This is a genomic window from Pseudoalteromonas lipolytica (assembly GCF_003515105.1).
Lineage (GTDB): Bacteria > Pseudomonadota > Gammaproteobacteria > Enterobacterales > Alteromonadaceae > Pseudoalteromonas > Pseudoalteromonas lipolytica.
On record NZ_CP032091.1, the window covers coordinates 382,430 to 409,028 of the forward strand.

General features: G+C 40.1%; 23 protein-coding genes. 13 read left to right on the forward strand and 10 right to left on the reverse strand.

Annotation, left to right across the window (positions count from 1 at the left end):
- Window positions 1-67: 67 nt before the first annotated feature.
- Window positions 68-844 carry a substrate-binding periplasmic protein gene (locus D0907_RS18005; protein WP_230236346.1) on the forward strand — a complete coding sequence of 259 codons (777 nt, stop codon included), beginning with the start codon at window positions 68-70 and terminating at the stop codon, window positions 842-844.
- Here the strand turns inward: D0907_RS18005 and D0907_RS18010 are convergent.
- Window positions 833-1,633, reverse strand: coding sequence for a thioesterase family protein (locus D0907_RS18010; RefSeq protein WP_074989156.1), 801 nt, complete (start codon window positions 1,631-1,633; stop codon window positions 833-835). The genes D0907_RS18005 and D0907_RS18010 overlap by 12 nt on opposite strands.
- A gap of 239 nt (window positions 1,634-1,872) precedes the next feature.
- Here D0907_RS18010 and dnaK point away from each other — a divergent pair, with 239 nt between their 5' ends.
- Window positions 1,873-3,792 (forward strand): molecular chaperone DnaK, encoded by a 1,920-nt coding sequence (gene dnaK, locus D0907_RS18015; protein ID WP_065979170.1) that lies wholly within the window; start codon window positions 1,873-1,875, stop codon window positions 3,790-3,792.
- A 192-nt stretch (window positions 3,793-3,984) separates the two neighbouring features.
- The gene (dnaJ, locus tag D0907_RS18020) at window positions 3,985-5,121 is read left to right on the forward strand and encodes a molecular chaperone DnaJ (protein ID WP_036972987.1); all 1,137 of its coding nucleotides are present in this window, start codon (window positions 3,985-3,987) and stop codon (window positions 5,119-5,121) included.
- Window positions 5,122-5,180: 59 nt separating this feature from the next.
- Here the strand turns inward: dnaJ and D0907_RS18025 are convergent, their stop codons facing one another.
- Together D0907_RS18025 and D0907_RS18030 are read right to left on the reverse strand one after the other, a co-directional pair.
- Complete coding sequence (locus tag D0907_RS18025) at window positions 5,181-6,311, reverse strand: HlyD family secretion protein (protein WP_074989157.1); 1,131 nt, start codon at window positions 6,309-6,311, stop codon at window positions 5,181-5,183.
- Between the two features lie 3 nt (window positions 6,312-6,314).
- Window positions 6,315-6,659, reverse strand: a complete 345-nt coding sequence (locus tag D0907_RS18030; protein ID WP_036972677.1) for a DUF3302 domain-containing protein — start codon at window positions 6,657-6,659, stop codon at window positions 6,315-6,317.
- Window positions 6,660-7,139: 480 nt separating this feature from the next.
- Between D0907_RS18030 and ybaK the strand changes: the two genes are divergently transcribed.
- From ybaK to D0907_RS18045, 3 genes are all read left to right on the forward strand, one after another.
- Window positions 7,140-7,601 carry a Cys-tRNA(Pro) deacylase gene (ybaK, locus tag D0907_RS18035; RefSeq protein WP_065979172.1) on the forward strand — a complete coding sequence of 154 codons (462 nt, stop codon included), beginning with the start codon at window positions 7,140-7,142 and terminating at the stop codon, window positions 7,599-7,601.
- A 118-nt stretch (window positions 7,602-7,719) separates the two neighbouring features.
- Window positions 7,720-8,202: a DUF3015 domain-containing protein gene (locus tag D0907_RS18040; RefSeq protein WP_065979173.1), complete on the forward strand. Its 483-nt coding sequence runs from the start codon at window positions 7,720-7,722 to the stop codon at window positions 8,200-8,202.
- Between the two features lie 45 nt (window positions 8,203-8,247).
- On the forward strand, window positions 8,248-10,071 hold the full coding sequence (locus D0907_RS18045; RefSeq protein ID WP_118844966.1) for an Lnb N-terminal periplasmic domain-containing protein: 1,824 nt from the start codon (window positions 8,248-8,250) through the stop codon (window positions 10,069-10,071).
- Here the strand turns inward: D0907_RS18045 and D0907_RS18050 are convergent.
- The 3 genes from D0907_RS18050 to D0907_RS18060 all read right to left on the reverse strand — a co-directional run bounded on the left by D0907_RS18050 (window position 10,068) and on the right by D0907_RS18060 (window position 12,223).
- Window positions 10,068-11,324 (reverse strand): Y-family DNA polymerase, encoded by a 1,257-nt coding sequence (locus D0907_RS18050; RefSeq protein ID WP_118844967.1) that lies wholly within the window; start codon window positions 11,322-11,324, stop codon window positions 10,068-10,070. The two genes, D0907_RS18045 and D0907_RS18050, sit on opposite strands and share 4 nt — an antisense overlap.
- Window positions 11,312-11,725 (reverse strand): LexA family protein, encoded by a 414-nt coding sequence (locus D0907_RS18055; protein WP_036972666.1) that lies wholly within the window; start codon window positions 11,723-11,725, stop codon window positions 11,312-11,314. Before D0907_RS18055 ends, D0907_RS18050 begins: the two co-directional genes overlap by 13 nt.
- Before the next feature lie 63 nt (window positions 11,726-11,788).
- The gene (locus D0907_RS18060) at window positions 11,789-12,223 is read right to left on the reverse strand and encodes a MarR family winged helix-turn-helix transcriptional regulator (RefSeq protein WP_065979176.1); all 435 of its coding nucleotides are present in this window, start codon (window positions 12,221-12,223) and stop codon (window positions 11,789-11,791) included.
- 91 nt (window positions 12,224-12,314) lie between these two features.
- On the opposite strand from D0907_RS18060, the gene D0907_RS18065 reads away from it, so the two are divergent.
- The 5 genes from D0907_RS18065 to D0907_RS18085 all read left to right on the forward strand — a co-directional run bounded on the left by D0907_RS18065 (window position 12,315) and on the right by D0907_RS18085 (window position 17,853).
- Window positions 12,315-13,088 carry a siderophore-interacting protein gene (locus D0907_RS18065; RefSeq protein WP_118844968.1) on the forward strand — a complete coding sequence of 258 codons (774 nt, stop codon included), beginning with the start codon at window positions 12,315-12,317 and terminating at the stop codon, window positions 13,086-13,088.
- A 64-nt stretch (window positions 13,089-13,152) separates the two neighbouring features.
- On the forward strand, window positions 13,153-14,148 hold the full coding sequence (locus D0907_RS18070; protein ID WP_036972660.1) for an LLM class flavin-dependent oxidoreductase: 996 nt from the start codon (window positions 13,153-13,155) through the stop codon (window positions 14,146-14,148).
- A gap of 163 nt (window positions 14,149-14,311) precedes the next feature.
- The gene (locus D0907_RS18075) at window positions 14,312-15,268 is read left to right on the forward strand and encodes a patatin-like phospholipase family protein (protein WP_118844969.1); all 957 of its coding nucleotides are present in this window, start codon (window positions 14,312-14,314) and stop codon (window positions 15,266-15,268) included.
- A gap of 104 nt (window positions 15,269-15,372) precedes the next feature.
- Window positions 15,373-16,791 carry an alanine/glycine:cation symporter family protein gene (locus D0907_RS18080; RefSeq protein ID WP_118844970.1) on the forward strand — a complete coding sequence of 473 codons (1,419 nt, stop codon included), beginning with the start codon at window positions 15,373-15,375 and terminating at the stop codon, window positions 16,789-16,791.
- A 15-nt stretch (window positions 16,792-16,806) separates the two neighbouring features.
- Window positions 16,807-17,853, forward strand: a complete 1,047-nt coding sequence (locus D0907_RS18085; RefSeq protein ID WP_118844971.1) for a patatin-like phospholipase family protein — start codon at window positions 16,807-16,809, stop codon at window positions 17,851-17,853.
- On the opposite strand, the gene D0907_RS18090 is transcribed toward D0907_RS18085, so the two are convergent.
- The 3 genes from D0907_RS18090 to D0907_RS18100 form a co-directional block, all read right to left on the reverse strand.
- On the reverse strand, window positions 17,846-19,405 hold the full coding sequence (locus D0907_RS18090; RefSeq protein WP_162898070.1) for a methyl-accepting chemotaxis protein: 1,560 nt from the start codon (window positions 19,403-19,405) through the stop codon (window positions 17,846-17,848). The two genes, D0907_RS18085 and D0907_RS18090, sit on opposite strands and share 8 nt — an antisense overlap.
- Before the next feature lie 331 nt (window positions 19,406-19,736).
- A complete protein-coding gene (locus tag D0907_RS18095) occupies window positions 19,737-20,051 on the reverse strand; it encodes an excalibur calcium-binding domain-containing protein (protein ID WP_244223171.1) in 315 nt (104 codons plus the stop codon).
- A 276-nt stretch (window positions 20,052-20,327) separates the two neighbouring features.
- Complete coding sequence (locus tag D0907_RS18100) at window positions 20,328-20,894, reverse strand: lipid-binding SYLF domain-containing protein (protein ID WP_036972643.1); 567 nt, start codon at window positions 20,892-20,894, stop codon at window positions 20,328-20,330.
- Window positions 20,895-21,033: 139 nt separating this feature from the next.
- Here D0907_RS18100 and D0907_RS18105 point away from each other — a divergent pair, with 139 nt between their 5' ends.
- Both D0907_RS18105 and D0907_RS18110 read left to right on the forward strand, forming a co-directional pair.
- Window positions 21,034-22,245, forward strand: a complete 1,212-nt coding sequence (locus tag D0907_RS18105) for a tyrosine-type recombinase/integrase (protein ID WP_036972641.1) — start codon at window positions 21,034-21,036, stop codon at window positions 22,243-22,245.
- Window positions 22,245-23,432, forward strand: coding sequence for a cation:proton antiporter (locus D0907_RS18110; RefSeq protein ID WP_074988390.1), 1,188 nt, complete (start codon window positions 22,245-22,247; stop codon window positions 23,430-23,432). Before D0907_RS18105 ends, D0907_RS18110 begins: the two co-directional genes overlap by 1 nt.
- A gap of 22 nt (window positions 23,433-23,454) precedes the next feature.
- Here D0907_RS18110 and ydiJ read toward each other — a convergent pair whose 3' ends face one another.
- A complete protein-coding gene (gene ydiJ / locus D0907_RS18115) occupies window positions 23,455-26,499 on the reverse strand; it encodes a D-2-hydroxyglutarate dehydrogenase YdiJ (protein ID WP_118844974.1) in 3,045 nt (1,014 codons plus the stop codon).
- Window positions 26,500-26,599 lie beyond the last annotated feature (100 nt).

The following is a 26,599-nucleotide window of genomic DNA, read 5'->3' on the forward strand; positions in this document are numbered from 1 at the left end:
TTTAAATAAGTTAATATATGTACAAATCTTGAGTGTATTTTATGCAATATGTTGTTTAAGGTGAGCGGTGAAGCAATTACTTTTCTTTTTAATGCTGTGTATTAATTTTAAAGCTTACTGCTTATCTTCTCAGCATACTGAGAAGGCGCTCGTGATTGCTGCAAGTGCCTATCTACCTCCTTATATGATGGAGCGTACCAACAGCGGTATTCAATTAGAAATAGTCAAAGCGGCACTTAAATCACAGGGCATCACTCAGCTTGATATCCACTACATGTCGAATAAGCGTATAGAGCAGCAGCTTATTCAAGGCAAAATAGACATCGCCCTAAATTTTCCTGCCACGGTACATGCTGACGTATATAAAAGTGAGGCATTGCTTTATTATCAAAATGTTGCGATTAGTCTAGCTGCCAGCGAGTTTACAATTAATAGCGTGTACGACCTTGCAGGTAAAAGTGTGTTGGCTTTTCAAAATGCGACAAACTTTATCGAACCGCCCTTTAAATCAATTACTCATATTTTACGCTCTTACGACGAAGTGATAAACCAAGAGGCACAGGTTGATCATTTAATGAAAGGCTGGGTCGATGTCATTATTCTAGAGCGTCGTGTGTTCTTATATTATCTAGAAAAATACAAGCAATCAGCCAAGCATCTTCCTTTTGTGGTCCACCCTATTTTCCAACGTGCGCCAAGACCCGCTTTTTTCAACAATAAGGCACTTAAAGAGACCTTTAATATTGGCCTTGGAAAAATAATTGATTCAGGCGAATATCAAGCGATTATTCGCCTTGATGGTACTGAGTACGCAAAGCTCAGCACCGATAAGTTAAGCAAATAAAGCGACAGTTTGGCGACTGAGTGCGATAAGCTTGCCATCTTCACGCCAAATGCAGCCATCTTCTAAGCCATAACCCCCTTTACTGTGATGGGTGATTGCTTCATACCCAACCCATGCATCAGGTGCAACTTCGGGCTCATCTAAAAATTCAATGTACCATGACATACTACTGGCAGGTGCAGGTTGCTTGAACATTTGTAATAATGTCGGCGGCCAGGCATCTGTTAGCGCAATAATATGTGCCTCAGCCATTTGCGAAGGCCCCTGTTTAAACTTCATCCAGCCACCAAGGTGTGAGGTATCGGCAGCAGAAAATGGCATATTACCATCTTGCAAACACAGCGATACGTGTTGGAAAAACGCAGGCATCATTCCTTCTTTATAAGGGAGGATGAATCGCTCATCTACCGGTTTGAGTTGCATTATTTTACTCACATCAACGCGTACCGCTGATTCTCGATTGGCTCCAAAGCAGGCTTGGGTAATCACGCATACGTCACCATTTTGAATGACTTTGGCAAGTACTTGTGCGCTGTTTTTACCTTCGCGCAATACCTCAACATCAATGGAAAAATCAGTATCAGCCAATAATGGCCCTACAAAGTTGGTGCTCAGTGATAATAAACGACGCGAGCCATCAATATGCTGACGCATAGCTTGATATAATAAAGCGGCCGATAACCCCCCAAACGCGGTACGACCCTGACACCAGTTTTCGGGGAATTGCATGACTTTGGTTTTATCTTTACCAAGCTCACTGGCTTTAGCGAGTAATTGTTCAAAATGCATAAATATCCTTAACATTTATTATTATGTCGTTGGTTATAGCACAGTAAAAGTCATCAGACCAGTTTGTTTGGCACGCCGTTTGGCTTAGAAACTGGCGGTTTTTGCGGAAAAAGTATGCATTTAGAAAATATTTCAAAAAAAAGTAAATTTTTTTCATTTTTATAGTTGAATTCAGTTTGCTGCACCCCTATTTACTAGTCATCGAACGTTTTAACGAATTTTGAAGTTGGAGAAGATTCATGGGTAGAATTATTGGAATCGATTTAGGTACTACTAACTCTTGTGTAGCAGTACTAGACGGTGATAAAGCACGCGTAATTGAAAACGCGGAAGGCGATCGCACAACACCATCGATCATTGCATACACGCAAGACGGTGAAACATTAGTTGGTCAACCTGCAAAACGCCAAGCAGTAACAAACCCAACTAACACATTATTTGCTATCAAGCGTCTAATTGGTCGTCGCTTTGAAGATGAAGAAGTGCAACGCGATATCGGCATCATGCCTTTTAAAATTGTAAAGGCTGATAACGGTGACGCATGGGTTGAAGCACGCGGTGAAAAACGTGCTGCACCACAAATATCTGCTGAAGTACTGAAGAAAATGAAGAAAACAGCAGAAGACTTCTTAGGCGAAGCGGTTACTGAAGCGGTAATCACTGTACCTGCTTACTTCAATGACTCACAACGTCAAGCAACGAAAGATGCGGGTCGTATCGCAGGTCTTGAAGTAAAACGTATCATCAATGAGCCAACAGCCGCTGCACTTGCATACGGTATGGACAAAAACAAAGGTGAAAACGTTGTTGCAGTTTACGACTTAGGTGGCGGTACTTTCGATATCTCAATCATTGAGATTGACGAAGTTGAAGGCGAGCACACATTTGAAGTACTTGCGACTAATGGTGACACACACCTAGGTGGTGAAGACTTTGATAACCGTGTAATCAACTACTTGGTTGAAGAGTTCAAGAAAGATCAAGGCATTGACCTTAAAAATGATCCTCTTGCGATGCAACGTGTTAAAGAAGCAGCTGAAAAAGCGAAGATTGAACTTTCTTCTGCACAGCAAACAGAAGTTAACTTACCGTATGTGACTGCTGACGCATCAGGTCCTAAGCACATGAACGTGAAAGTAACACGTGCAAAACTTGAGTCACTGGTTGAAGACTTAGTTACTAAGTCAATCGAGCCACTTAAGCGTGCACTTGCTGATGCTGATTTATCAGTTAGCGACATTAATGACATCATCCTTGTTGGTGGTCAAACACGTATGCCACTAGTGCAAAAAACGGTTGCTGAGTTCTTTGGTAAAGAACCACGTAAAGACGTTAACCCAGATGAAGCGGTTGCAGTAGGTGCAGCGATTCAAGGTGGTGTACTTGCAGGTGACGTAAAAGACGTACTACTTCTTGACGTATCTCCGTTATCACTTGGTATCGAGACGATGGGCCAAGTAATGACGGCGTTAATTGAGAAAAACACGACGATTCCTACTAAGAAATCACAAGTGTTCTCAACAGCGGAAGATAATCAGTCTGCAGTAACGATTCACGTGTTACAAGGTGAGCGTAAGCGTGCTAGCGATAACAAATCACTAGGTCAATTTAACCTAGAAGGTATTCGTCCAGCGCAACGTGGTACACCACAAATCGAAGTTACTTTCGATGTTGATGCTGACGGTATCTTACACGTATCTGCGAAAGACAAAGATACAGGCAAAGAGCAGAAGATTACTATCCAAGCTTCTTCAGGTCTAAGCGATGAAGAAGTTGAAAAAATGGTACGTGATGCAGAAGCTCACGCTGAAGAAGACAAGAAATTCGAAGAGCTAGTCGCGACTCGTAACCAAGCTGATGCAATGGTTCACGGTACACGTAAGCAAATCGAAGAAGCAGGCGATGCATTACCTGCAGAAGATAAAGAAGCAATCGAAGCTGCAGTTTCAGAACTTGAAGCGGCGATTAAGAGTGACAAGAAAGAAGAGATCGAAGCGAAGACGCAAGCGCTTGCTGAAAAGTCACAAAAGCTTATGGAAATTGCACAAGCTAAAGCACAACAACAAGGTGGTGCTGACGCAGGTGCACAACAATCTTCTGCTAAGCAAGACGACGATGTTGTTGATGCAGAGTTCGAAGAAGTGAAAGACGACAAGTAATTGTTCGTACCGCTTCTGCCTAGCTTAAAAGAGGCTGCTTTATTAGGCCAATTAAGTTAGGATGAATGATTGAGGCGCGCCGGCGATTTCGCTTGACGCGCCTTTTGCATGTATATGGATGGTAAAGCGATACCCTTTATCGGTTTACTTTCATGCAGTGAAAACTGCAGTAAAAAGAGTAGTGTGATAGATATGTCAAAAAGCGATTATTATGAAGTTCTCGGCGTTAGCAAAGATGCCAGCGAACGAGACATCAAAAAAGCGTATAAGCGCTTAGCGATGAAATATCATCCAGACCGTACAGCAGGCGATAAAGAACTTGAAACGAAATTCAAGGAAGTAAAAGAAGCCTACGAAGTACTTACTGATGACCAAAAACGTCAAATGTATGACCAATATGGTCATGCTGCCTTTGAACAAGGTGGTGGCGGTCATGGCGGTGGCTTTGGTGGTGGTCACGGTGACTTTGGTGATATTTTTGGTGATGTGTTTGGTGATATTTTCGGTGGCGGTGGTCGTCGTCAATCTCGCCAACAGCGCGGTGCTGATTTACGTTACAACATGGACTTAAGCCTTGAAGAAGCTGTTCGTGGTAAAGATGTAGAAATTAAAGTACCGACATGGGTAAGTTGTAAACCGTGTGATGGTAGTGGCGCAAAAGCCGGCTCTAAACCAAAAACATGTACAACGTGTCATGGTGCAGGCCAAGTGCAAATGCGCCAAGGTTTTTTTGCTGTGCAGCAAACATGTCCTACCTGTCAGGGTACTGGTCAGATTATTTCTGATCCCTGTGATAGCTGTCATGGTCAAGGCCGCGTCGAAAAGACTAAAACATTATCAGTTAAAATCCCAGCGGGTGTAGATACGGGTGACCGTATTCGTCTTTCAGGTGAAGGTGAAGCGGGGATGCATGGTGCCCCTGCGGGTGATTTATATGTTCAAGTCTCTGTTCGTGAACACCCAATTTTCCAACGTGATGGCAATAACCTGTATTGTGAAGTACCAATTGGTTTCACAACGGCAGCATTAGGTGGTGAAATTGAAGTGCCGACGTTAGACGGTCGTGCCAAACTGAAGATCCCAGCAGAAAGCCAAACGGGTAAAATGTTCCGTATGCGTGGTAAAGGCGTTAAGTCTGTACGCAGTGGTGCTCAAGGTGACTTAATCTGTAAAGTCGTGATAGAAACGCCTGTTAATCTTAATGAACGTCAGCGTGAACTGCTTGAAGAACTTGAGCAAAGCATGGGTAAAGATGGTTCTAAAAATCGCCCAAAAGAAAAAGGTTTCTTTGACGGTGTGAAGAAATTCTTCGATGATTTAACTAAGTAATTTTAGTTAGCTGAATATAAAAATGGCGCTTACTTGTAAGCGCCTTTTTTATGCTTGTTTTAGTGATCTAAGAACAAATAGTTTTGCCAGCTTTTCATTCTGATTAACACTTTTCGCATAACAGAAACATGCTCAAAATGTTCTGAATACACGGCCACTTCGGTACTTGTGCCTTGTGGGAGATGATATTCACTCATATCGTCGGTAATTTTCAGTGTCACGATTGCCCGCCCTTCACGTGCAAAAAACTCACTGCCCATTAGTGTACCTTGTGCTTGAACTTGTCCTTCACCTATTGCTGGTAGTACATCAACGACTTCACCTGCAAAGGTTTTGCCGGGAATGGCTTTAAAAATAAAATCAGCTTTATAGCCAGGCTCTAATCTAAGTAATGAATTTTGTCTAAATGCGGCCACGTAACGAGTGTCTTCTTTGTGTACAAAGGTCATCACCGGGCGCAATGGCATAGGGACGGCAATCATCCCTGGGCGAAGAGTTAATTGGGTAACGTAACCGTCTGTCGGTGCATAAACACGAGTGCTATCAAGGTTAAACTGTGCTTGTTCTAAATGGGCCCTGGCTGCGGCTATTTTGGTTTGTTCACCATTAATTTCTGATTCGTACGCAAGCTTCTGACGTAACTCTTGTGCTTGTGACGCTTCGTAGTTTGCTTTCGCTGCGAGGTAGACTCCTAGTTTATTATCAACTTGGCCTTTTGAATAGGCACCGCTTTTTGCCCCTTTTTCATAGCGTTCGTATTCTTTTTTACTTCGCTCGAATTCTGCTTTACTCATAAGAGTACTTGCTTGTGCTGACTTATATGCGGCTTCTAACCCTAATACTGATTGCGTCGCATCTTGCAATCCAGCCATTGCCTCATTTAGTTTTGCTTTATATAAGGTATCATCTAAGCGAAAGAGTAAATCACCTTTTTTAACCGGCTGATTTGCATTTACCGCAACCTCTTCAACAGTGCCTCTAACATTTGGAACAATGGGGGTGGTTACATAGACACTGCTTGCCATGTTCGAGTGTGGATGATTGTAATTCATCAATAAAATGAGTGTGCCAATTAAAATGACACCGCCGAGTACAGCGGTTGGCACTGTCCATTTATTTAGGGGGATCTTGAATACTTTAAATATGCCAATACATAGTGCGGTATAAGATAGTATTAATAGTAAATCCATATTTTACTTCTCTTTATTATTCGATTGGGCGTTTATTTGTGCCTGTAATGCAGCGACGGTCGCTGACAAGCTAGCGACTTTTTCGGCAAGTTCTTCTTGTTCTTTTTGAATTTGGTTAAACCCCCAGCCTCTGTCGTCGCGCCATAAGGTTGCCCACACCCACAGCAAAGGCCATAACACATGCAGTGTAAACAAGCTGACCCAGCCAGCATAATGAATGGCATCTTGATGAGGGTGATTACGTTTTTTGGCAATCTCGTAGGGAATATCATGGATGGCTATTACGCCATAAAATATTACTACAGTAACAAACACCAGCATAACTAGTGCAAAGTAGTCTAAAAACATGTACTTTCCTTCGTTCTTTCGTTAGTAGAATTTTATAATACGTTAAATTTTATTTTTTCCTAGTTTCTATTTTTATACAAAACATTAGTTTAGCACCACATAGTAGTCTGTATCGGCAAGACACCGACACAGAGTTACATCCTCTGAGAATGCAGTTTTTTGAATTTTTCCCTTATCAAGCCCTAGGGTATGGCACTTATTTTGACAGGCAATATACGCATTCCAAGCTGTGTATTCGTTGCAGATAAAGTTTATGGTGCTTAGTAATGTAATGATAACTATGCACTGCTTTATAAGATAGAAGCAGGTGTGTTTCGACATGATACTGACCTTGCTTGGTGCTCATACCTTTAGTGTAGCGTATGCAGGAATTTTTATTGGTCATTAAAGAACGGTTTTTAATGTGTTTGCTTCTTTCTCTATAACAAACAGTTATGATACTTTTTAATGAAACAGCATTGGTTTTTTAAGGATTAATAGATGACACCTGCAATTAACTTACTCAAAAAAAAGGGAATTAAGTTTAATGTTCTTAGCTACGACCATGACCCCAATAACACACAATACGGTCTTGAAGCGGTTGAAAAGTTAGGCTTACCGGCAGAGCAAGTATTTAAAACGTTGGTACTTGAAGATAACGACAATCATCTGCTTGTTGCGGTGTTGCCAGTTATGCAGCAAGTAAACCTTAAAATGTTAGCCAAAGCGGCCGGTGTAAAAAGGGTGCAGATGGCTGCTCAGCAAAAAGTTGAAAATAGCACAGGTTATATTTTTGGAGGAGTTAGCCCGCTTGGTCAGAAAAAGCGACTTGCTACGTTTATCCACCATTGTGCATCAAACTGTGAGCTTATGTACGTGTCTGCAGGAAAACGTGGTTTAGAGGTTTCGATTTCTGTTCACGACCTCAGTCGCTTAACAGGGGCTAAGTTGGTTGATTTTTGAACATGTCTGTTGTTTTTTCTCTATTTTAGGTATTTTTTATTTGATATAGAGTGCATTCTGTATAAGCTTAATTTGCCTTATTAATGTTAATAACGGTTTATCTAAAAGGATTCAGGATATGAAAAAATTAATTGCTATTTCTGCACTTTCACTACTTCCACTTTCAACTGCAATGGCCGACCAAGATATTGGTTGTGGTTTCGGTTCAATGTTATTTGCAGGTAAAGACGGTAAAGTTGTTAAAGTACTTGGTGCAACAACAAATGGTATTTCTGGTAACCAAACATTCGGTATTACATTTGGTACGCTAGGCTGTGATGGCACAGGCACAGTAACTGCATCAACGAAAGTTGCAACGTTTATTGATGGCAATATGGAACAACTTGCACGTGATATGTCTCGCGGTGAAGGCGAAGCACTTGAAACACTTGCTGAAGTTTGGGGCGTAGAAAGCCAAGATAAAGCGGCATTCAATAAATTAGTGCAAACACAGTTTTCGCATGTTTTCACATCAGAAAATGTGACATCTCAAATTGTACTTGAAAATCTAAACACACTTGTAGCAAATGATGCACAACTTGCATCTTACACTTTGTCTTAATTGACGTTTTTCTTTATAAAGCCCTTTACGGGCTTTTATTCTCTTATGCATAGACTTTTATTGCTCTGTTTAGTGCTCTTTAGCAGCGCTGTTTTTTCTAGTACGGTTACAAAAGATATCGCTTATAACCCTTACTGGCTTAAACTAGGACATTATAATCAGCAACGTTTTTCTTCGTATGAAAGTGAAGTAGACAGTAATGCATTTTTCTTTTCGCCTGTAGGTAAGAGCGATCCTCATGCTGAGCTTATTGCCACGATAAAAGCATTTGAGTTGGCTGATAATAATGAGGCTCAATGTCGTTTTCCTGCTCGCTATAGGTGGCTGAAGGATCATTTTTTTCCGCAGTGGCCTGAACTTTTGTGCCCTGAGATAGATGTTTGGCAACAGCTTATAAACCCTAAAGGTATAACCTTGGTGTTTCCAACTGCGTTTATGAATGATCCCTCATCTATGTTTGGTCATACGTTACTGCGCATAGACGCAAGGGATCAAACTCGCAGTCGTGAACTAATAGCTTTTGCGGTAAATTTCGCTGCTGAACCAGATGCAACAGATAATGCGGCGCTTTACGCTTTAAAAGGCGTTATTGGTCAATACCCCGGTAAGTTCACCTTAATGCCTTACTATAGAAAGGTGCGTGAATATAATGATCTCGAATCGCGTGATATTTGGGAGTATCCGCTTAACTTATCAGAGCCAGAAATTCAGCGTATCTTGCTTCATTTATGGGAGATGCAGTGGGCTACATTTGATTATTTTTTTATTGATGAGAATTGCTCATATCAGCTATTAGCCTTGTTACAGCTAGCGCGTGATGATTTGTTTTTAACCTCGGAGTTTTCTACACACGCAATTCCCTCAGATACAGTTGCTGCATTAAAGCAATATGGGTTATTACAGCCCCCTAAATATCGCGCAGCGTCGGGCACCAAGTTACTTAATTATGAAAGCCAGTTAACCGATGAACAACTTGTCATGGCACAAGCATTACGTGATGGAAAACCTTTGCATGATTTATCACTTTCGGCTAAAGATGCTGTGCCAGTACTCGAAATGGCCTATGAATGGCTTAATTATCAGTACTATGATCAAGGTCTTGCTCGCGACGAAATAGCCCCACGATTAACGCGACTTCTTCATCAACGAAGCCAATATCATGTTGTTTCACCCTTTGAGCCACCCCAAATACCGCGCGTTAGTCCCGAGCAGGGACATGGCTCTGCGCGTATTGGTGCTGTGGTTAGCCACTATGAAAATAGCGCCAACCGTGTTGGTTTAAGTTATCGTGTTGCTTATCACGATTTATTAGATAATGCAGGGGGCTTTATACCCGGCGCCCAAATCAGCTTTTTTGATGTAGAGGCGAGTATTGATAACAACGAGCGCCTTTTTTTAGAGCGTTTATATGTGATAGATGCCATGTCTTTAGCACCTGACAATCGACTTTTTGATTCTTGGTCTTGGAATGTCCGCGTTGGTTATGACCGCCAACCCACGTTAAAAAAGCGAGCTGGCCGTAGCTTTATTCAAGGTGGATACGGTAAATCCTTTGGTGATGCCAACCATTTTCAAAGCTATATTTTAGCGTCGTCTTTGTTGCAAACAGGTTCGTTAATTGATTCGCTTTCATTTGCTTTAGGCAGCGAGGCCGGTGCTATATGGCAAGTGACAGCGTCACAAAAGTTAGCTTTATCAGGCCAAGCATTATGGCTGTTCAATGAGCCCCGCAGTGACAAGCACATTGAGTTTTCTGCGCATTGGCAAATTGCCTTAGCGCAAAATTGGGGATTCAGAAGCTCTTTTGTATATCAAGATTGGCAAGTATCAGAGCAGCAATTTAAACTACAGCTACTGCATTACTTTTAACAGTGTATTTTTGGCAAGTTATACCAGCGTGTTGTGTAATGGGGTGATAAATACTCTCGTTTCATATGCCAGTCAGCGCTAGACGTTTCACTGGCTATGGCTAATGTGCCGATGCCAAAGCGGGCATTTATTTTGTCTAAGCATTGCATTAACTTGGGGTTATCGATGGAGGCTTGAAATAAGTCGGGTTGTTGGAACATGTGGCTTGTAAGCTCTAGTGCGCCAACACCACATTTGTAAAAAAGCACATTGGGTTTGTATAACTGCTCGAATACCTCGCTAATTGCATTAGCAAATACACGGCTGTCGGCGGTGGCGATATTGAACTCATAAATATACGATTTTTTGTAGTAGCCTTGTTGGTGTGGTGAACTGGCGACAAATATCAGTAAACGTTGAGTCAGCGACCCTTGAGCGCGTAGTTTACGCGCTACAATAGCGCTGTGATTAATCAATGCGGTTTTTAGCGTTATGGGATCTGTTACGCGCTCACCAAAGCTACGTGTTGAAAAAATTTCTTTTTTATCTTGGCGTACATCATCCCAGCTCAAACAGCGTTTGCCACATAGTTCATTAACGGTACGCTCAAGTACTACACTAAATAAGCGTTTCATTTTTCGGGGGTCTTGCTGTGCAAGATCAAGTGCGGTGTTAATGTTCATTAACTTTAGCTTTTTAGCTAACCGTTTTCCCACGCCCCATACATCTTGTATATCCATGGCGCGTAAAATATTGACCCGTGAAGACTCAGAATCTATGACGGCAACACCATCAAACCCCGGTAGTTTTTTGGCCGCATGGTTTGCTGCCTTTGCAAGTGTTGCCGTAGGACCAAACCCTACGCCCACGGGCAGTTTTGTTTCACGCCAGACTGTACGTCGAATGGTATGCCCATAACGATACCAATCAGTTATGAGTGGATTAAAACCGTTAAAATTTAAAAAAGACTCATCAATCGAATAAATGTGTTGGTTATCACAAAAGCGACCTATCACATTCATCATACGCTCGCTTAAATTTGCGTAAAGCTCATAATTAGAAGAACGGATCACAACCTGATGATCAAAGAGGTATTGTTTAACTTGAAAATAAGGTTGAAACTTTGGGATCGCAAGCTTGCGAGCAATAGGGCACACAGCACAAATACAGCCATCGTTGTTAGTTAGAACCACAACGGGTTTACGACGAATCGACGGGTCAAAAACTTTTTCTGCACTGGCATAAAACGCCACTGCATCAACTAAGGCGTACATGATAGTAGTTCTTTGCTACTGCGGTGCATACGAATAGAGCGGGTAACAACACCTTCGAGTTGAAATTCATCAGAATCTCTTAACTGCACTGCGGGGTACTTGGCAGAGGCTGACAATAACTGTGCATTGTGTTTGTCGAGTAATTTACAAACAAATAAACCGTTTAAGTTTGCGACGATTACATCGCCATTTTTAACATCTTCAGCGCGATCAACAAGCAATAAGTCGCCATCAAAAATACCGACACCTTGCATTGATTCTCCCGACGCAATACCAATAAAAGTCGCATCGGGGTGCTTAATTAACAGCTGATCTAATGATAAGCCAAGTTCTTTGTATTGAGCCGCAGGTGATTCGAAACCACATACGCCTGCTTCAATATAAATAGGAATAACACGCATAAAAAAACCACTATACTGTATGTTTGTACAGTATAGTGGTTTATCGTAATCTTGCCAATGTGATTAACGGTCGATACGGTTAATATTTTCGATCATGATTGTGGCTGTCGAAATGAATTCGCTGATTTGTTGCTCTGTTAACCCTTGGCACAGAGTCTTGTCTACCTCTTGCTCGGCGACCTCTAGGCGTGAGAACAAAGCACTCCCTTGTTCTGTCAATGATAAAATTAAGCAGCGTTTATCATTTTCATCAGCGCATTTTGTAATTAATGCGAGTTTGAGTAGTTCTTTAATAAGCCGTGCTATTTGTGCTTTGTCACGGCCTGTTTTAGCGACTATATGATTAGCAGTACAGTGGTTGGTTTCAGCAATAATGTGTAAACAGCGCACATGGAGGGCATTTAAACCTAATTCATTCGCGTTAATCGCATTACGTACTGTGACACGGTAGCTCTGCGCCAGTGTAAATAAAGCTGAAGAAAGTGATGTTTGTGACATGGTTTACCTAGTTAGTTGACAAAGTCAATTAAAAGTATATAGTTGATTATATCAACTAATGGGGCAGTGTAAAACTTTATAGGAGACAAACATGGCAAAAAAAGTTCGTCGTGCAAATGTATTAAATACCACGCGCATTTCGCCGCACTTACAACGGATCACGGTTGGTTCACCAGACTTTGTCGATTTTCCACTCGATGCGAAAGGCGCTTACGTAAAAGTGTTATTTCCGCATCCAGGTGAATACCACGTAGAACAAGATCTAAACGCTGAGCATCCTGCAATTATGCGCTCTTACACAATTCGTGATATTGACCCTGTAACACGTGCTATAACACTGGATTTTGTTATTAATCAACATCAGGGAACTGCGACAAATTGGGCAAAGAACGCATGTATTGGTGATGAAGTAGGGATTGCTGGGCCAGGTCCTAAAAAATTGACTGATTTTGAACAGGCTCAATATTTAATGCTTGCAGACCTCACATCTATCAATGCTATCAATGGTTATCTGCAAGTACTTCCAAGTAGTGCGCATGTTGATGTGCTCATTCATATTGAAGATAAAGACGATATTATTGAGCTTGAGCAAAACAAAGCGGCTATTAATCACAGTGTTCATTGGCTTGTCACCAATAAGCCAGAAACAGAACTTTTAGACCAAGTAGCACAATTATGTGGCGGGTATAACACTCAGCCTTTGGTTTTTATGGCGCTTGAAGCAAATCTTGTTAAAGAGATTAAACGCTTAGTAACCAGTCGCTTTTCTGTAGCGCGTGAGCACATTGTTGCATCCGCATACTGGAAACGTGGTATTGATGCAGATGGACTAAAAGTGGAAAAACAGCAACAAAGCCGTGCTTAATTAGCATTTGAAAAAAGCACATTCGCACTCATTATAACGTTATCAACCCCATTATGGAGAGCTTATGTCTGAATTAAGCGGTATGCCTTTTTCATTGCTTGAACTGAGCCCAATGAAAGAGAACGAAACAGTTTCACAAACCCTTGCTAATAGTGTTGCCTATGCACAAACTGCCGATGAGCTAGGCTTTAATCGCTTTTGGATGGCTGAGCATCATAATATGCGTGGCATCGTATGTGCGGCGACATCAGTACTTATCGGCCATGTTGCAGGAAAAACGCAGCGTATCCGTGTCGGTGCGGGTGGGGTCATGTTACCTAACCATCCTCCTTTAGTTGTTGCTGAGCAATTTGGCACGCTTGAAAGTCTATATCCTGGTCGTATTGATTTAGGCTTAGGACGTGCACCCGGTAGCGACCCCATTACAAGTCGCGCGTTGCGACGCGATGAGCAGCGTGCTGAGCATTTTGCAGACGAAGTCACCGAGTTACAAAGTTTATTAGGCCCCTATAAAGGTGACTCACCTGTTAGGGCTATTCCCGGTGAAAATACAAATGTTCCTATTTGGTTGTTAGGATCAAGCTTATACAGCGCTCAATTAGCAGCGAAAAAAGGGTTGCCATATGCATTTGCAGGTCACTTTGCGCCACGATTTGTTCATGATGCTATAGCGTTGTACCGACGCGAGTTTCAACCATCAGACGTATTAGATAAACCTTATGTGATGCTTGGGTTGCCTGTGGTGGCTGCTGATACTGATGAGCAAGCACAGTTTCTGGCTACAACTTCAAAGCAGCGAATATTAGCGTTAATGCGCGGTCAAGCATTGTGGTTAAAAGAGCCGATTGCAAGTATGGATGGACTGTGGTCACCTCAAGAAAAAATGCAAGTTGAAAGCTTTTTAGGGCTTGCTGTTGTAGGTAGTCAAGCGAGCGTTAAGCATAAGTTGAGTATGATTAAAAAAGAGCTACAGGTTGATGAGTTTATTTTTACTAACGACCTGTACGAATTGAGCGACAGACAACACGCGCTGACGATACTTGCGAACATAATGAGTTAATCGGTTACGGTGCGTAATGACGTAAATTACGCACCACACTGTGTGTCTGTTTTCTCATAATTAAACGGTTTTTTGAATTGAACTGATTTAATTATTCTATTTTAAGGATTTAAATAAACCCAATACACTGTCAATATTAACTACAACCCTAGGAAGGTGCACCGTGAAATCTCAAACAATTGCCAACGTCGAGCCACAAACAAAAACAGCATTAATTGCTGAGGGGGGCGGGCAACGAGGGATTTTTACCGCAGGTGTATTAGATGCATGGTTAGAAGAAAACTACGATCCATTCGATTTATTTATTGGCACATCAGCAGGTTCACAAAACTTAACCAGTTATCTAGCCAGACAAAAGGGTTACGCAAAACGCCTTATTAGAGGGCTGTCGCGGCATAAACGTTTTTTTCAACTGGGGCGTGGCTTAATTGGCAAAAGTATTGTTGATCTTGATTGGTATTTTGATAAAACCAAAGAAGTAAACCGCGCCCTTGATTTCAAAACAGCAACACAAAGTTTAGGCCAACGAGAGCTGTTAATAACAGCCACTCATGCAATTGATCGTAAGCCCTATTACTTAACACCGACAGGTGAAGACACGCAGTGGCTTGCATTACTAAAAGCGTCTAGTGCACTGCCATTCTTATATAGAGATGGGGTTAACTTAACGCCTTGGTTTACGACCAAAGCTGCTAATGATGCCATTATTCAAAGTGCAAATACTGACTTAGCAAATAATGTATTTTTAGACGGCGGCTTAGCTGCACCACTGCCTGTTAAAGAAGCTTATAAGCGAGGCGCTCGCGATATTGTGGTTATAAGAACGGTTGATAAAGATTTTCAAGTGCAATCTGAATGGGTCACTAAATTGAGGTCACTCGTGAGTGTGTCTGGCTATTGCCCAAAAACAATCGATTATTTATTGCAACATGAACAAGCGTATCAAGATGAACTTGATTTTATAGCCAATCCCCCAAGCGATGTGCGTATTACGCAAATATTCGCAGGCGACAAACTGCGCAGTAAATTATTAGGGAGCACAGACTCCGACTTGCGATTTGATCATAAATTAGGATTAGCAGCAGGCCGTAAGTTTTTAGAGGGTACGCACTGCAATTAAACACATTACGTACTTGAGATATTTGTAAATAAAGTTAAAGTGGTTAGCTAACTATTCACTTTTAGTGATTTTTTATTCTAAAAAATAACAATAAAAGGCTAACCATGTTCAATTCTGCTGTTGGTGCTATTAATAATCTATTGTGGGGAGACGGCCAGCTCCTCATCTATATTCTTCTGTTTGCTGGTATTTGGTTTTCAGTACGGCTAAAAGCCATTCAGCTTCTTAAATTTCGCCATATGTTCAGTTTATTAAAAACCAGCAGCAGCACAGATAAAAATTCTATCAGTTCGTTTCAAGCATTGTGCACCGGGTTATCTGCGCGAGTAGGGACAGGTAATTTAGCCGGTGTTGCGGTAGCAATATCGTTAGGCGGTAGTGGTGCTATCTTTTGGATGTGGGTTATTGCGATACTGGGAATGGCAACAGGTTTTGCAGAAAGTGTTTTAGGTCAAGTATATAAAGTAAGAGACGCTAATGGCGACTTTAGAGGCGGGCCTGCTTATTACATTGAACAAGGCCTTGCGAGTCGGTGGCTTGCCGTGTGTTTTGCTTTTTGTTTATTCCTTGGTTACGGCTTCACATTCAGTGCGATGCAAACTAATACCATAACAGATGCCCTGAACTACGCTTTTGAAATCCCCACACTGTATTCAGGGATTGTGATCACACTTTTAGCGGGAAGCATTATTTTGGGTGGCTTTAAAGCAATCGCCCGATTTGCAGAGCGTGTAGTGCCCGTAATGGGCATTTTATTTGTACTGGCTGCGGTGACTATTACCCTATTAAATCTAGGCAAGGTACCTGAAATGATTGAGGATATCTTACTATCTGCATTTGGCTTACAAGAAGCGGGCGCTGGTGCCATGGGCGCCGCAATTAAAAATGGTATACAACGAGGACTGTATTCAAACGAAGCCGGTGCAGGCAGTGTGCCTCATGCCGCAGGTTGTGCATCGCCAATACCTAACCATCCTGTAACGCAAGGTTATATTCAAATGCTTGGTGTGTTTTTCGACACAATTGTGCTGTGTAGTTGCACAGCGGTGATCATACTACTCGCTGATATTGATATAACTGGCGAAATGGAAGGCATTCGCCTAACGCAATCTGCGATGACAGCACATATGGCTGCTGGTGGAATTTATTTTGTAGCTGCGGCCATTTGCTTGTTTGCATTTACCTCAGTTGTTGCAAATTACGCCTACGCAGAAAGCAACCTTCATTTATTTAAACTAGACAATAAATTTGGGCGAACAGTGTATACCGGGCTTTACTTATCGATGATGATTTGGGGAGCCTCAGCGACACTTAAACAAGTATGGGATTTAGCCGACATCGCTTTAGGGTTGATGACAGTGGTAAATGTTATCGCTATCATACGGTTAACACCCACTATATTGGCAGTGACCAAAGATTACAACACGCAACGTGCCGAAGGAAAAGACCCCGTATTTAACGCCGAACATGTTAAAGTACAAGGACACACTGAGCTGGGTATTTGGCGTCAAAAACAAAAATGATGAGAAAAGCAGTACATGATTGATATTTACGCAGGGCCAACCGCTGCAAAAACAATACGAGAGCAGGGACTCTCTGCAGATCTTTTTAGTACATTTTTAGGTGCGAGTGGTGGGCCTAAATGGTTTACTTTGTTCGGTCTAGACAAGTACTTATTCGGCGAGTTTTTTAAACAGAGAACACAACCTTTAAATTTAGTAGGTTCAAGTGCTGGCGCTTTTCGTGCGGCCTGTTTTGCGCAAAATGATCCTGTGGCTGCAATATCACGCTTAGCTAAATCGTACTCCGAAACACGCTATTCCTCTAACAAAGCTAAGCCAACTGAAATAACAGAAAAAGCACGATTGCTTCTGAACTATGTATTTGCTGAAAACGGTATTGAAGAAATTATTAATAACCCCGTTTTTAAGGCGCATTTTATTGTTGCTAAATCAAATGGTTTTACGGCTTCAGAAAACAAAGTTATGCAGCTAATGGGGTTATCAAAAAGTTACCTATTTAACAGAGTAAATAGACGGTTGTTGAGCAAACAATATGAACGTTTCGTGTTTCAACCTGCGAATAGTAATCTATCCTTTAGTGACAATAATACCTTTAATACTCAAACAGTTGAGCTTACAGAAGCTAATCTAGCCGATGCTTTACTTGCATCAGGCTCAATTCCGTTAGTAATGCAAGGCATTAAAAATATACCAGGCACACCGCAAGGTATGTACCGAGATGGCGGTATTATTGATTACCATTTTGATTTAACAATTCACAATGAAGGGTTAATACTTTATCCGCACTTTAATAATAAGCCAAAAGCAGGGTGGTTTGATAAAAACCTAAGCAGGGGGATCACACCGCGTAATTACGATAATGTGGTGATGGTTACACCTTCAGCAAAGTTTATAGCGTCATTACCCTACAATAAAATACCAGACAGAACAGACTTCACAGTACTTGATGCCGACACGCGTATAAAGTATTGGCAACATGTTCTTAGCGAAACCGAACGATTAGCAGAAACATTTCATCTGCTATGTAATAATAACGATTTTAAAATAAACATAATTACTTAAATTGATTAATGAGTGCGGTTTGCTCCGTTACTTTCGATAATAATCCTTCGCACAATTGCTGGGCAGAATGACCAAGCGAAGTACATTCATGCGCAAAATCTTGCGCTGCTGATATATTGGCAGCAATTGCTTGACTGGCTGCTAATTGGTCACTAATTGCTTGTGAAATAATACTATTAAGTTCGCTTAACTTAACCGATTGTGCGTTGATATGTTGTAAACTTTCGCCGCTTTTATGGGCTAAACTCACGCTTTCTGAAGACAACTTGAGGCCATCAGACATCGCATTTTGTGCTTCTTTAGATGCCCCAGTGAGACGATTTAAAACAGTATTAATTTCTTCGGTTGATTGCTGAGTCCGTGAGGCGAGGGCGCGTACTTCACCCGCAACGACAGCAAAACCTCTACCTTGTTCACCAGCACGTGCTGATTCAATCGCGGCGTTTAATGCTAATAGATTCGTTTGCTCTGCTATGGCATTTATTTCCGATAAAATGGAGACAATATGCTTATTACCCTCCACTAAATTCACAACTTGCTCGCTGGCTGAGTGAAGTTTTTTGTCCAGCTCGTTTATTGAATTAATCGTTTGTTGTACAGCTTGTGACCCTTGCTCTGTTGATTTCATCGCCGTTTCGGCTGCTTGGCTTGTGTCTGTTGTACTCGATGATAAGTCATTTATCGACGCTGACATTTGCTCCGTCGCAATAACAATTTGTGACACTTCGTCAGCTTGTTTACTTAATAGTTCAGTAACATGGTGTCCAGTTTCAGCGCACTGTATTGCATTATTATTCACTCCCATTGTTACGTCATTAACACGCCCGACAATCGCTTTAAGTTTTGCTTGTTGCATTTCAAATGCTAAATTCAAATAGCCAATGTCATCATTTGTTCCTGAGTATAAGTAAGCCATTAAAGGGTTATTGTATATGTCTTTTGCTTTACTAATTAGCTGTGTGTAGCGCCTACGCCAAAAGAACATCAGACTATTTATAGTAGCTAAAACGATGAGTAATACCGTATTCAATATTTCAAAGCCATTGATCAAAACAGAGGCTAAAGCCGTAACAAAACACGCGGCTAAAAGGATGCTAATAAATAAAGTTACATCATACTTTTTTGATAACGCGCGAGATTTTTGTCCATCATTGATTTTTTTATATTCACTGCTGGCACGTGCTACAACATCATCATTTGGTTTAGTACGTACTGACTGATATTCAATTGTTCGATTATTTTCATCCCTGATAGGAGTCGCAAACGCATTAACCCAATAATAATCACCATTTTTACAGCGATTTTTAACCGGTCCCATCCAAGATTGGCCATTTTGTAAATGTTTCCACAGGTCAGCAAAAGCAAGTTTTGGCATATCAGGGTGGCGAACAAGATTGTGTGGCTTGCCTTTCATTTCATCTAAATCAAAACCGGCGATTTTGCAGAAATCTTTATTCGCATAAGTGATATGACTTTTAAGATCGGTTGTCGAAAGGAGAATATCTGATTCAGAAAATTTCACTTCGTTGTTAGTTATTTTTGCTTTTATCACGTAGAAATCATCCAAGTGTGTCGTTAGCTATCAATAAAATTCATCAATTTATCGGTTGAAGTTTAAACATTATTTATAAAAAAGATGTTAACCAGTACCAATAAAATGACTGTTGTCTTAGATCAATTTAGCGCTAAGTCAGTGAAAAATAACTAGGAAAATTCTGTTTTTGTATTTTGAAGGTAAATACTTTTTAATTATTTAAGGGACTAAAAAAGAGAACCCACTATAAGAAAAAAGAACACTCTAAATAAATTATCTTGAATTCAGAGTGTATTGGGATAGTTTATTTTTTAATACTAAGCATGTGCGCCATGTTTAGATTTTATATTTAGGGGCGGAGTCTCGTGTCGTTTTCACATGGATCACCATCATAGTCTCCATCCATGTCTGTATTAGGGCAGTTTTTAATAAAAAAAAGTGCTTCTTCAAGCGAGGTCATCTCACTACAGTATTGCCTGCCATCACAGACAAATTTGCTCTCATCTGTTAAATAGGGTCCGTTACGTTTACGAGTATACTTTGTCCGAATGGGGTCAATAACTTCGCTCTGTAATGTGTCTATTGGCGAAATGCCGCCATAATTTGTTGCATAATATTCCCAACCAAACAATCCAATAATGATTAGTAGCAATAATTTTCTCACGTGACTTCCTTTTAGTATTGTCATAAAAATGAGTGTATTTATAGTCAGCGAAAGCTTTCGCACACCTAACTAAAATGGCTTACTATGATAGGGAGGTTATACAATAATTTTAAGTGATATTCGGATTTGAGAAAGAAATCTGAAATTTCGCAGAAGCTAGTGTATTAAGATATAGCAATTATAAATATCCCATAAATTACGTTATGTTAAATATAGTGCAATAAATAAAAGTGGGCGTTATGTTACTCACTAGCCCACTTATAGAAGGGTTTTTATTTACTGATTTAGCTCAGAATCTACCCAAAATTTAGTGCCTTTAAGAACAGCTTGAAGCGCCAAGCCATTTTCGGTTAAAGAATATACGGTAACTTGATCGGCTATCGCTTCGGCAACTAAAGCGCCACCTTTATCTTCATATTTAGCGGCTGCATCTGCGTTGCCACCAAACGCCCATCCATGCTCGATGAAACGGTTTACAGCAGCCTGATTATGAAAAACCATAACAACATTGAAATCTTTAACACCTAAACCGAGGCCTAAACCTGCTTCGCCCATGTTCATGTAAGTTGATTTACCTGTTAGGTTGTTTTTAACAACACCGTAGCCACCGCCAAAACTTGCCAAAACTACATTTACATTGGCATTATCGAAAACAGCATAGCCAGCTGAGTTAGCAATTTGTTGTTTCACATCAGGTTTTTCTGCATATAATGTGTTTAGAGTGTTTGTTTTCATACTCTGAACTAGCGCCCGTTTTTCACTCGGAGAGGCACTGCCGGTAGTAGCACAACCCGACAAAACGGTTGATAATATGATTAAACTGATTGCAATAAACTTTTTCATACATATTCCTTGAATAATTGTATGGCAAGATAGTAATTAAAATACTCGTTAATTTAAGGATATCTTAAGTCCAATACTAGACAGTATCGGACTTTGTGTTACTCTTATAACTAGTTATTTTACAAGATATTTATACATTATGCTCGTTGCTCTAGTCGATACTATAAAACAACTTCGTTACCAAATTGCCCACCTAGAAGATGATACTCTAGCAACAGAATATCCAGAACTTGATACATTTATACACCAGGTTGGATTGACTGTTGCTGAATCAAAAAATGACTTGGCTTTTTTGTATCAGTTTCTTTATGTGTATGGTCGAAAATCCGAAGCGACATTTAATCGATTTAGAAATGAACTTGAACGTTTTTGTTTATGGTCTTGGCTCATAGCTGAAAAATCAGTTTTTGAACTAAAACGTGAAGATATTGAAGCTTATGTTGATTTTATGGTTGAGCCAGAATCAGCGTGGTTATCAAATTCAGTTCAATGGCGATATAAAGATGAACAAGGTATTCGACGATTAAATTCTAATTGGCGCCCTTTTATCGGAAGAGAAAATATTGCTAGTCAACAAACGTTAGCTGCAATGTTTACTGCATTAAATGTATTTTATAAATTCGCCATTCTAGAAGAAAAAACATTCGCTAACTTTGTACCTGTTGTAAAAAAGAATAGCCCATATTTGGTTGTGCAATCTCAAATTAAAATTCCAGATACATTAAGTGATATTCAGTGGGAATATGTATTCGGTGTAACGCGTGATTTATGTGAAGAACAACCTGATCTTGAGCGAAACTTATTTACGCTTGCATGCTTAAAAGGATTGTATCTACGGATTTCTGAATTGTCGGAACGGCCGCAATGGTCACCGGTAATGTCACATTTTTGGCAAGATAATGATGGGTTCTGGTTTTTACGTATAATGGGTAAAGGCAATAAATTACGGGATGTAACATTAAGTGAGGATTTTATTACTTACCTAAAACGTTACCGATTATACCGTGGGTTACCCGCCCTGCCCCGAGTTGATGAAGCCGAACCTTTAGTTCACAAAATTCGTGGAAAAGGTGGTATGACGGTTAGACAAATTAGACGTTTAGTTCAACAAAGTTTTGACTTGGCGAAAAAATCATTACTTGATGATGGTTTTAAAGATGATGCAGAACAACTTGAAGCTGCCACAGCACATTGGCTTCGACATACGGGGGCAACACACGATGCACAAACTCGCCCTTTAAAACATTTATCTGAAGATCTTGGTCATGCAAAAATAGCCACAACAGATCAAATTTATATTCAAACTAATATTAAAGAAAGAGCAAAGTCAGGGATGAAAAGGAAAGTATAATGGAATACACCATATTGGCCATTGTTGGTTGTGCGTTGCTATTTTACTCAATGACAATCCGCCAACTTGAGCGCACCGAAATCACCGGACCAATGTTCTTTGTATTGGTCGGGATTGCAATGTCTTACTTATTACCCAGTGAATTTAAGCTTGGTGAAAATGGACTCAATGAAATTTTACCTTTAGTTGAGTTAACGCTAAGTATTTTTTTATTTACCGATGCAGCTAAATCAAAGTTAAGTGTATTGCAGCATAGTTTTCAGTACCCTAGCCTGCTTTTATTTGTAGCATTACCACTCACATTACTTGCAGGGGTTGCCGGTGGTTTATTTATATTTTCTGAGCTATCACTATTTCAATCTGCACTTATTGCAATTATTTTAACTCCGACGGACGCGGCGTTAAGCAAAGGTATTTTAGAATGCTCGTCGGTTCCTGAAAAAATTCGAGAAGGGATCAATACTGAAAGTGGGTTAAATGATGGATTATGTGTGCCAATATTTTTAGTTTTATTATTGCTAGTTCAGAATCCAGATAGTGCTGTGACAACAACAGATACTCTCGTTGTTTTTATTAGAGAATTGGGTGTTGCGTTTTTGGTTGCCGCAGTTGCAACAGCGATATTTATTCCACTCCTTAAGGTCGCTTTGGCGCGTCATTATTTTGCAAATAATAGCAGTCCATTTTTATTGATTGGTTTAGTAATGGCGATCTTCTCGTTAACACAAAACTTTCATGGTAGTGGATTTATTGCCGTATTTGTCGCTGGGTTATTGTTTGACTATTTTTCACCAAGAAAAATTCGTCTTACTTTAGTTAAAGACTCGGAGCATATCGCAGAATTTATAGCATTACTCATTTGGTGTTTGTTTGGGTTTGTTTGTGGACATTTAATAATTAATGATATTACTTGGCCTATTGTTTTTTATGCATTACTTAGCGTGACCTTATTTAGAATCATACCTGTATTACTTTCTTTATTTTTCACAGACTTAAATAGAAAAGATAAATTGACGTTTGCCTGGTTTGGACCAAGAGGTCTTGCGTCAATTGTATTTACACTAATGGTTATGGATACAACAATTGCTAACAAAGAACAAATTGCGACAGTAACGTTAACAACAATTCTATTCAGTGTTTTTATTCATGGCATGAGTACCAAGCCTATTGCGAATAGCTATAAATAAAAAGGCGCTTAAAGCGCCTTTTTTATAACAGTTCTGCTATTAATTGCAGTGGATGTTTTGGTTTATATTTTTCGTAACGCTTTACTTGGCTACGGCAAGAAAATCCAGTAGCCAAAATAGTTTCGGGTTCACTATTTTCAATAAGTGGTTTCCAACTCATTTCGTACAATGCGCGTGAGTTTTCTTGATTTTGTTTTTCATGACCATAAGTGCCAGCCATACCACAACAACCTGTACTTGTTGTACTCAAAGATAAACCTAAATCAGAGAAAATATTTTGCCAAACTTTTGAGGCATTTGGCATCGCTGTCGTTTCAGTGCAGTGGCTTAATAATTTAAATGGCACAGCACTTTTTGCCGACAGTGATACGTTTTTAAAGTTTTGTGTTTGTAACCACTCATGAGCAAGTTCAACTTTAAAATCACCACGCGTTTCTTTTAGTATTGATACATACTCATCGCGGTAACACATAACAAGTGACGCATCGAGACCAACCAGTGGAGAGTTTATTTCAGAAAGTGAATTTAAAAACTCAGCCGCATTTTTTGCTGTAATTTTAAATTCATTTAAAAAACCTTTTACGTGCTGGGCTTTTCCATTTGGTTTAAAGGGTAACAGCATTGGTTTTTTACCCAGCGCTTTTATTACTTTTATAAAACTCTCAACCAATTCTGCCTCGTAAAAACTGGTAAATGGATCTTGAACAATAAGAACATACTCAGCTTGTTCATCACTGGTAAGTGATTTAAGTAATTCAAAATTGAACATGTCACTTTTGTTTACGCGTTTCGAAAGTTGAGGAACACTTAACGTTGGTGTATCAACATAGCCAATTGTATTTTTTATTAAACTAGAAACCAGTTTTGTATTTACAATTGGATTCACTACCTTTGCAAATTTAGCCATGACAGGTGCCGTTTGTTCGATACCTGCCACTAAATAATCTTTTAATGGCCGCGCGTAGTAACTGTGATAGAAATTTAAAAACTGCGATCTAAATGTTGGCACATCTACTTTTATAGGACAGGCTGTTGTACATGCTTTGCATGCTAAACATTCGTCCATTGACTCTTTCACTTCATGCGAAAAATCATAAATGCCTTTTTTCTTATCTCGGCTATGCTGAAAACGTTCCCACCACGTGATTACTTCTCCATTGATGAGTTCTTTTTCAACATGTATTAAATCAATATTTTCTGATTCTTGAAGACGCAACCATTCGCGCATTAAACCTGCACGTCCTTTAGGTGAGTAGCGTCTGTCACCCGTTACTTTGTACGAAGGGCACATTGGAGAATTTTGATCATAGTTAAAACAAAGACCATTACCATTACAAGTCATGGCGTTTTTAAATTCTGTTTTAACGTCAATAGAAATTTCTTTATCAAACCAAGCTCGCTTTTGATCATCAACAGAAACGAGGGAGTCTTTACTTTCAAGCGGTGTACATATTTTACCGGGATTTATGCGATTGTCTGGATCGAAAGCTGATTTAATTTTTCGTAGTTGAGTAAATAAATGCTCACCAAAGAATTCTGGTCCATACTCACTACGATAACCTTTACCGTGCTCGCCCCACATTAAACCACCATATTTAGCGGTAAGTTTTACAACTTCATCTGAAATATGGCGAAGTAATTTTTCTTGCTCAGGATCACACATATCTAGGGCTGGACGCACATGTAAAACACCCGCATCAACGTGGCCAAACATACCATACTGAAGATGGTGACTATCAAGAAGTTGACGAAACTCAACAATAAAATCTGCCAAATTTTCTGGAGGTACGGCAGTATCTTCAGCAAATGCGAGCGGCTTTTGACTACCTTTAACATTGCCTAGTAAACCAACAGACTTTTTACGCATGGCATAAATTTTTAGAATATCGGCTTTATCATTTGTAAGTTGATAACCGATCACACCATGCGTTTCGTTTTTAACGCAGTCATCTAACAATCTACATAGCGTGTCTACTTTTTCTTTAATATCATCCGGTGATACGGCATTAAACTCAACCATGTTGAGGCCTTGCATATCTTTATTATCAACATCGGTTATTAAGTCCGATACTGAATGCCAAATGATATCTTCCCGTGCCAAGTTAAGCACTTTACTGTCGACTGTTTCAACAGACGTTGCATTTGCGGCGACCAAAAAAGGTGAATGACGCAATGCTGAATCAAAACTATCGTATTTAATATTGATTAAGGTTTTAAACTCAGCAATTGGGGTAATATTAAGTTTGGCTTCGGTAACTATACCTAAAGAACCTTCAGATCCCGTAATTAAACGACTCATATCAAAAGTTTGTAAGTCGTCAGAAAAAATATGTTCTAAGTCATAACCGGTTAAAAAACGATTTAATCGTGGGAATTTTTGCAAAATTGCCTCACGATTATTGAGTCCAATATCCATTACCGTTTTATACAACTTGCCGACTGTTGAGTTTTGCTCAGCAACTAACTGTGCTTTTTCGATAGGCATGGGTGAGGTAGACATTTCAGTTCCATCGATTAGGTATGTTGTCAGACCTAAAACATGATCACTGGTTTTACCGTAGACAAGCGAGCCCTGCCCTGATGCATCGGTATTTATCATCCCACCAATTGTTGCTCGGTTACTGGTTGATAAATCAGGTGCGAAGAAAAATCCATAAGGGCGTAAAAAGTCATTAAGCTGATCTTTAATGACACCTGTTTGCACTCTTACCCAGTTTTCCTCAACATTTATTTCTAATATTTCACGCATGTAGCGAGATAAATCAACGACGATACCAGGAGTAAGAGACTGACCATTTGTCCCTGTGCCACCGCCGCGAGGACCAAAAGTCAGTGACAGAAATGGATCTCGAGAGGCGATTTGCATTGCAAGTTGAATATCTTTCGCCGTTTTTGGAAAAATAACTCCTTGCGGTACTTGCTGATAAACACTGTTATCGGTCGATAAGCTTAATCGCGTAGAATAACTTGCGTCTGTGTCACCCGAAAAACCTTGTTTTACAATAGTTTCTAGGTAGTTAGCGACTAACTCAGAAGCGACTTGTTGTTGACTTATTGTTGCTATCATGACGGTGATAAATTAAGGCATTTCGTAAATTATATCATGCTAATAGCTAAGTTAAATTGAAGATTTTACAGTTTGTAACACTCTTTTAATCGATTTAAGT

What these genes read in the sequence shown, in the direction of transcription:
- ybaK (WP_065979172.1), top strand. Translation starts at nt 7,140, where the DNA reads ATGACACCTGCAATTAACTTACTCAAAAAAAAGGGAATTAAGTTTAAT.
- D0907_RS18060 (WP_065979176.1), bottom strand. Translation starts at nt 12,223, where the DNA reads ATGTCACAAACATCACTTTCTTCAGCTTTATTTACACTGGCGCAGAGC.
- D0907_RS18065 (WP_118844968.1), top strand. Translation starts at nt 12,315, where the DNA reads ATGGCAAAAAAAGTTCGTCGTGCAAATGTATTAAATACCACGCGCATT.
- D0907_RS18080 (WP_118844970.1), top strand. Translation starts at nt 15,373, where the DNA reads ATGTTCAATTCTGCTGTTGGTGCTATTAATAATCTATTGTGGGGAGAC.
- dnaK (WP_065979170.1), top strand. Translation starts at nt 1,873, where the DNA reads ATGGGTAGAATTATTGGAATCGATTTAGGTACTACTAACTCTTGTGTA.
- D0907_RS18050 (WP_118844967.1), bottom strand. Translation starts at nt 11,324, where the DNA reads ATGTACGCCTTAGTTGATGCAGTGGCGTTTTATGCCAGTGCAGAAAAA.
- ydiJ (WP_118844974.1), bottom strand. Translation starts at nt 26,499, where the DNA reads ATGATAGCAACAATAAGTCAACAACAAGTCGCTTCTGAGTTAGTCGCT.
- D0907_RS18085 (WP_118844971.1), top strand. Translation starts at nt 16,807, where the DNA reads ATGATTGATATTTACGCAGGGCCAACCGCTGCAAAAACAATACGAGAG.
- D0907_RS18010 (WP_074989156.1), bottom strand. Translation starts at nt 1,633, where the DNA reads ATGCATTTTGAACAATTACTCGCTAAAGCCAGTGAGCTTGGTAAAGAT.
- D0907_RS18025 (WP_074989157.1), bottom strand. Translation starts at nt 6,311, where the DNA reads ATGGATTTACTATTAATACTATCTTATACCGCACTATGTATTGGCATA.
- D0907_RS18110 (WP_074988390.1), top strand. Translation starts at nt 22,245, where the DNA reads ATGGAATACACCATATTGGCCATTGTTGGTTGTGCGTTGCTATTTTAC.
- D0907_RS18030 (WP_036972677.1), bottom strand. Translation starts at nt 6,659, where the DNA reads ATGTTTTTAGACTACTTTGCACTAGTTATGCTGGTGTTTGTTACTGTA.
- D0907_RS18040 (WP_065979173.1), top strand. Translation starts at nt 7,720, where the DNA reads ATGAAAAAATTAATTGCTATTTCTGCACTTTCACTACTTCCACTTTCA.
- D0907_RS18045 (WP_118844966.1), top strand. Translation starts at nt 8,248, where the DNA reads ATGCATAGACTTTTATTGCTCTGTTTAGTGCTCTTTAGCAGCGCTGTT.
- dnaJ (WP_036972987.1), top strand. Translation starts at nt 3,985, where the DNA reads ATGTCAAAAAGCGATTATTATGAAGTTCTCGGCGTTAGCAAAGATGCC.
- D0907_RS18100 (WP_036972643.1), bottom strand. Translation starts at nt 20,894, where the DNA reads ATGAAAAAGTTTATTGCAATCAGTTTAATCATATTATCAACCGTTTTG.
- D0907_RS18055 (WP_036972666.1), bottom strand. Translation starts at nt 11,725, where the DNA reads ATGCGTGTTATTCCTATTTATATTGAAGCAGGCGTATGTGGTTTCGAA.
- D0907_RS18070 (WP_036972660.1), top strand. Translation starts at nt 13,153, where the DNA reads ATGTCTGAATTAAGCGGTATGCCTTTTTCATTGCTTGAACTGAGCCCA.
- D0907_RS18105 (WP_036972641.1), top strand. Translation starts at nt 21,034, where the DNA reads ATGCTCGTTGCTCTAGTCGATACTATAAAACAACTTCGTTACCAAATT.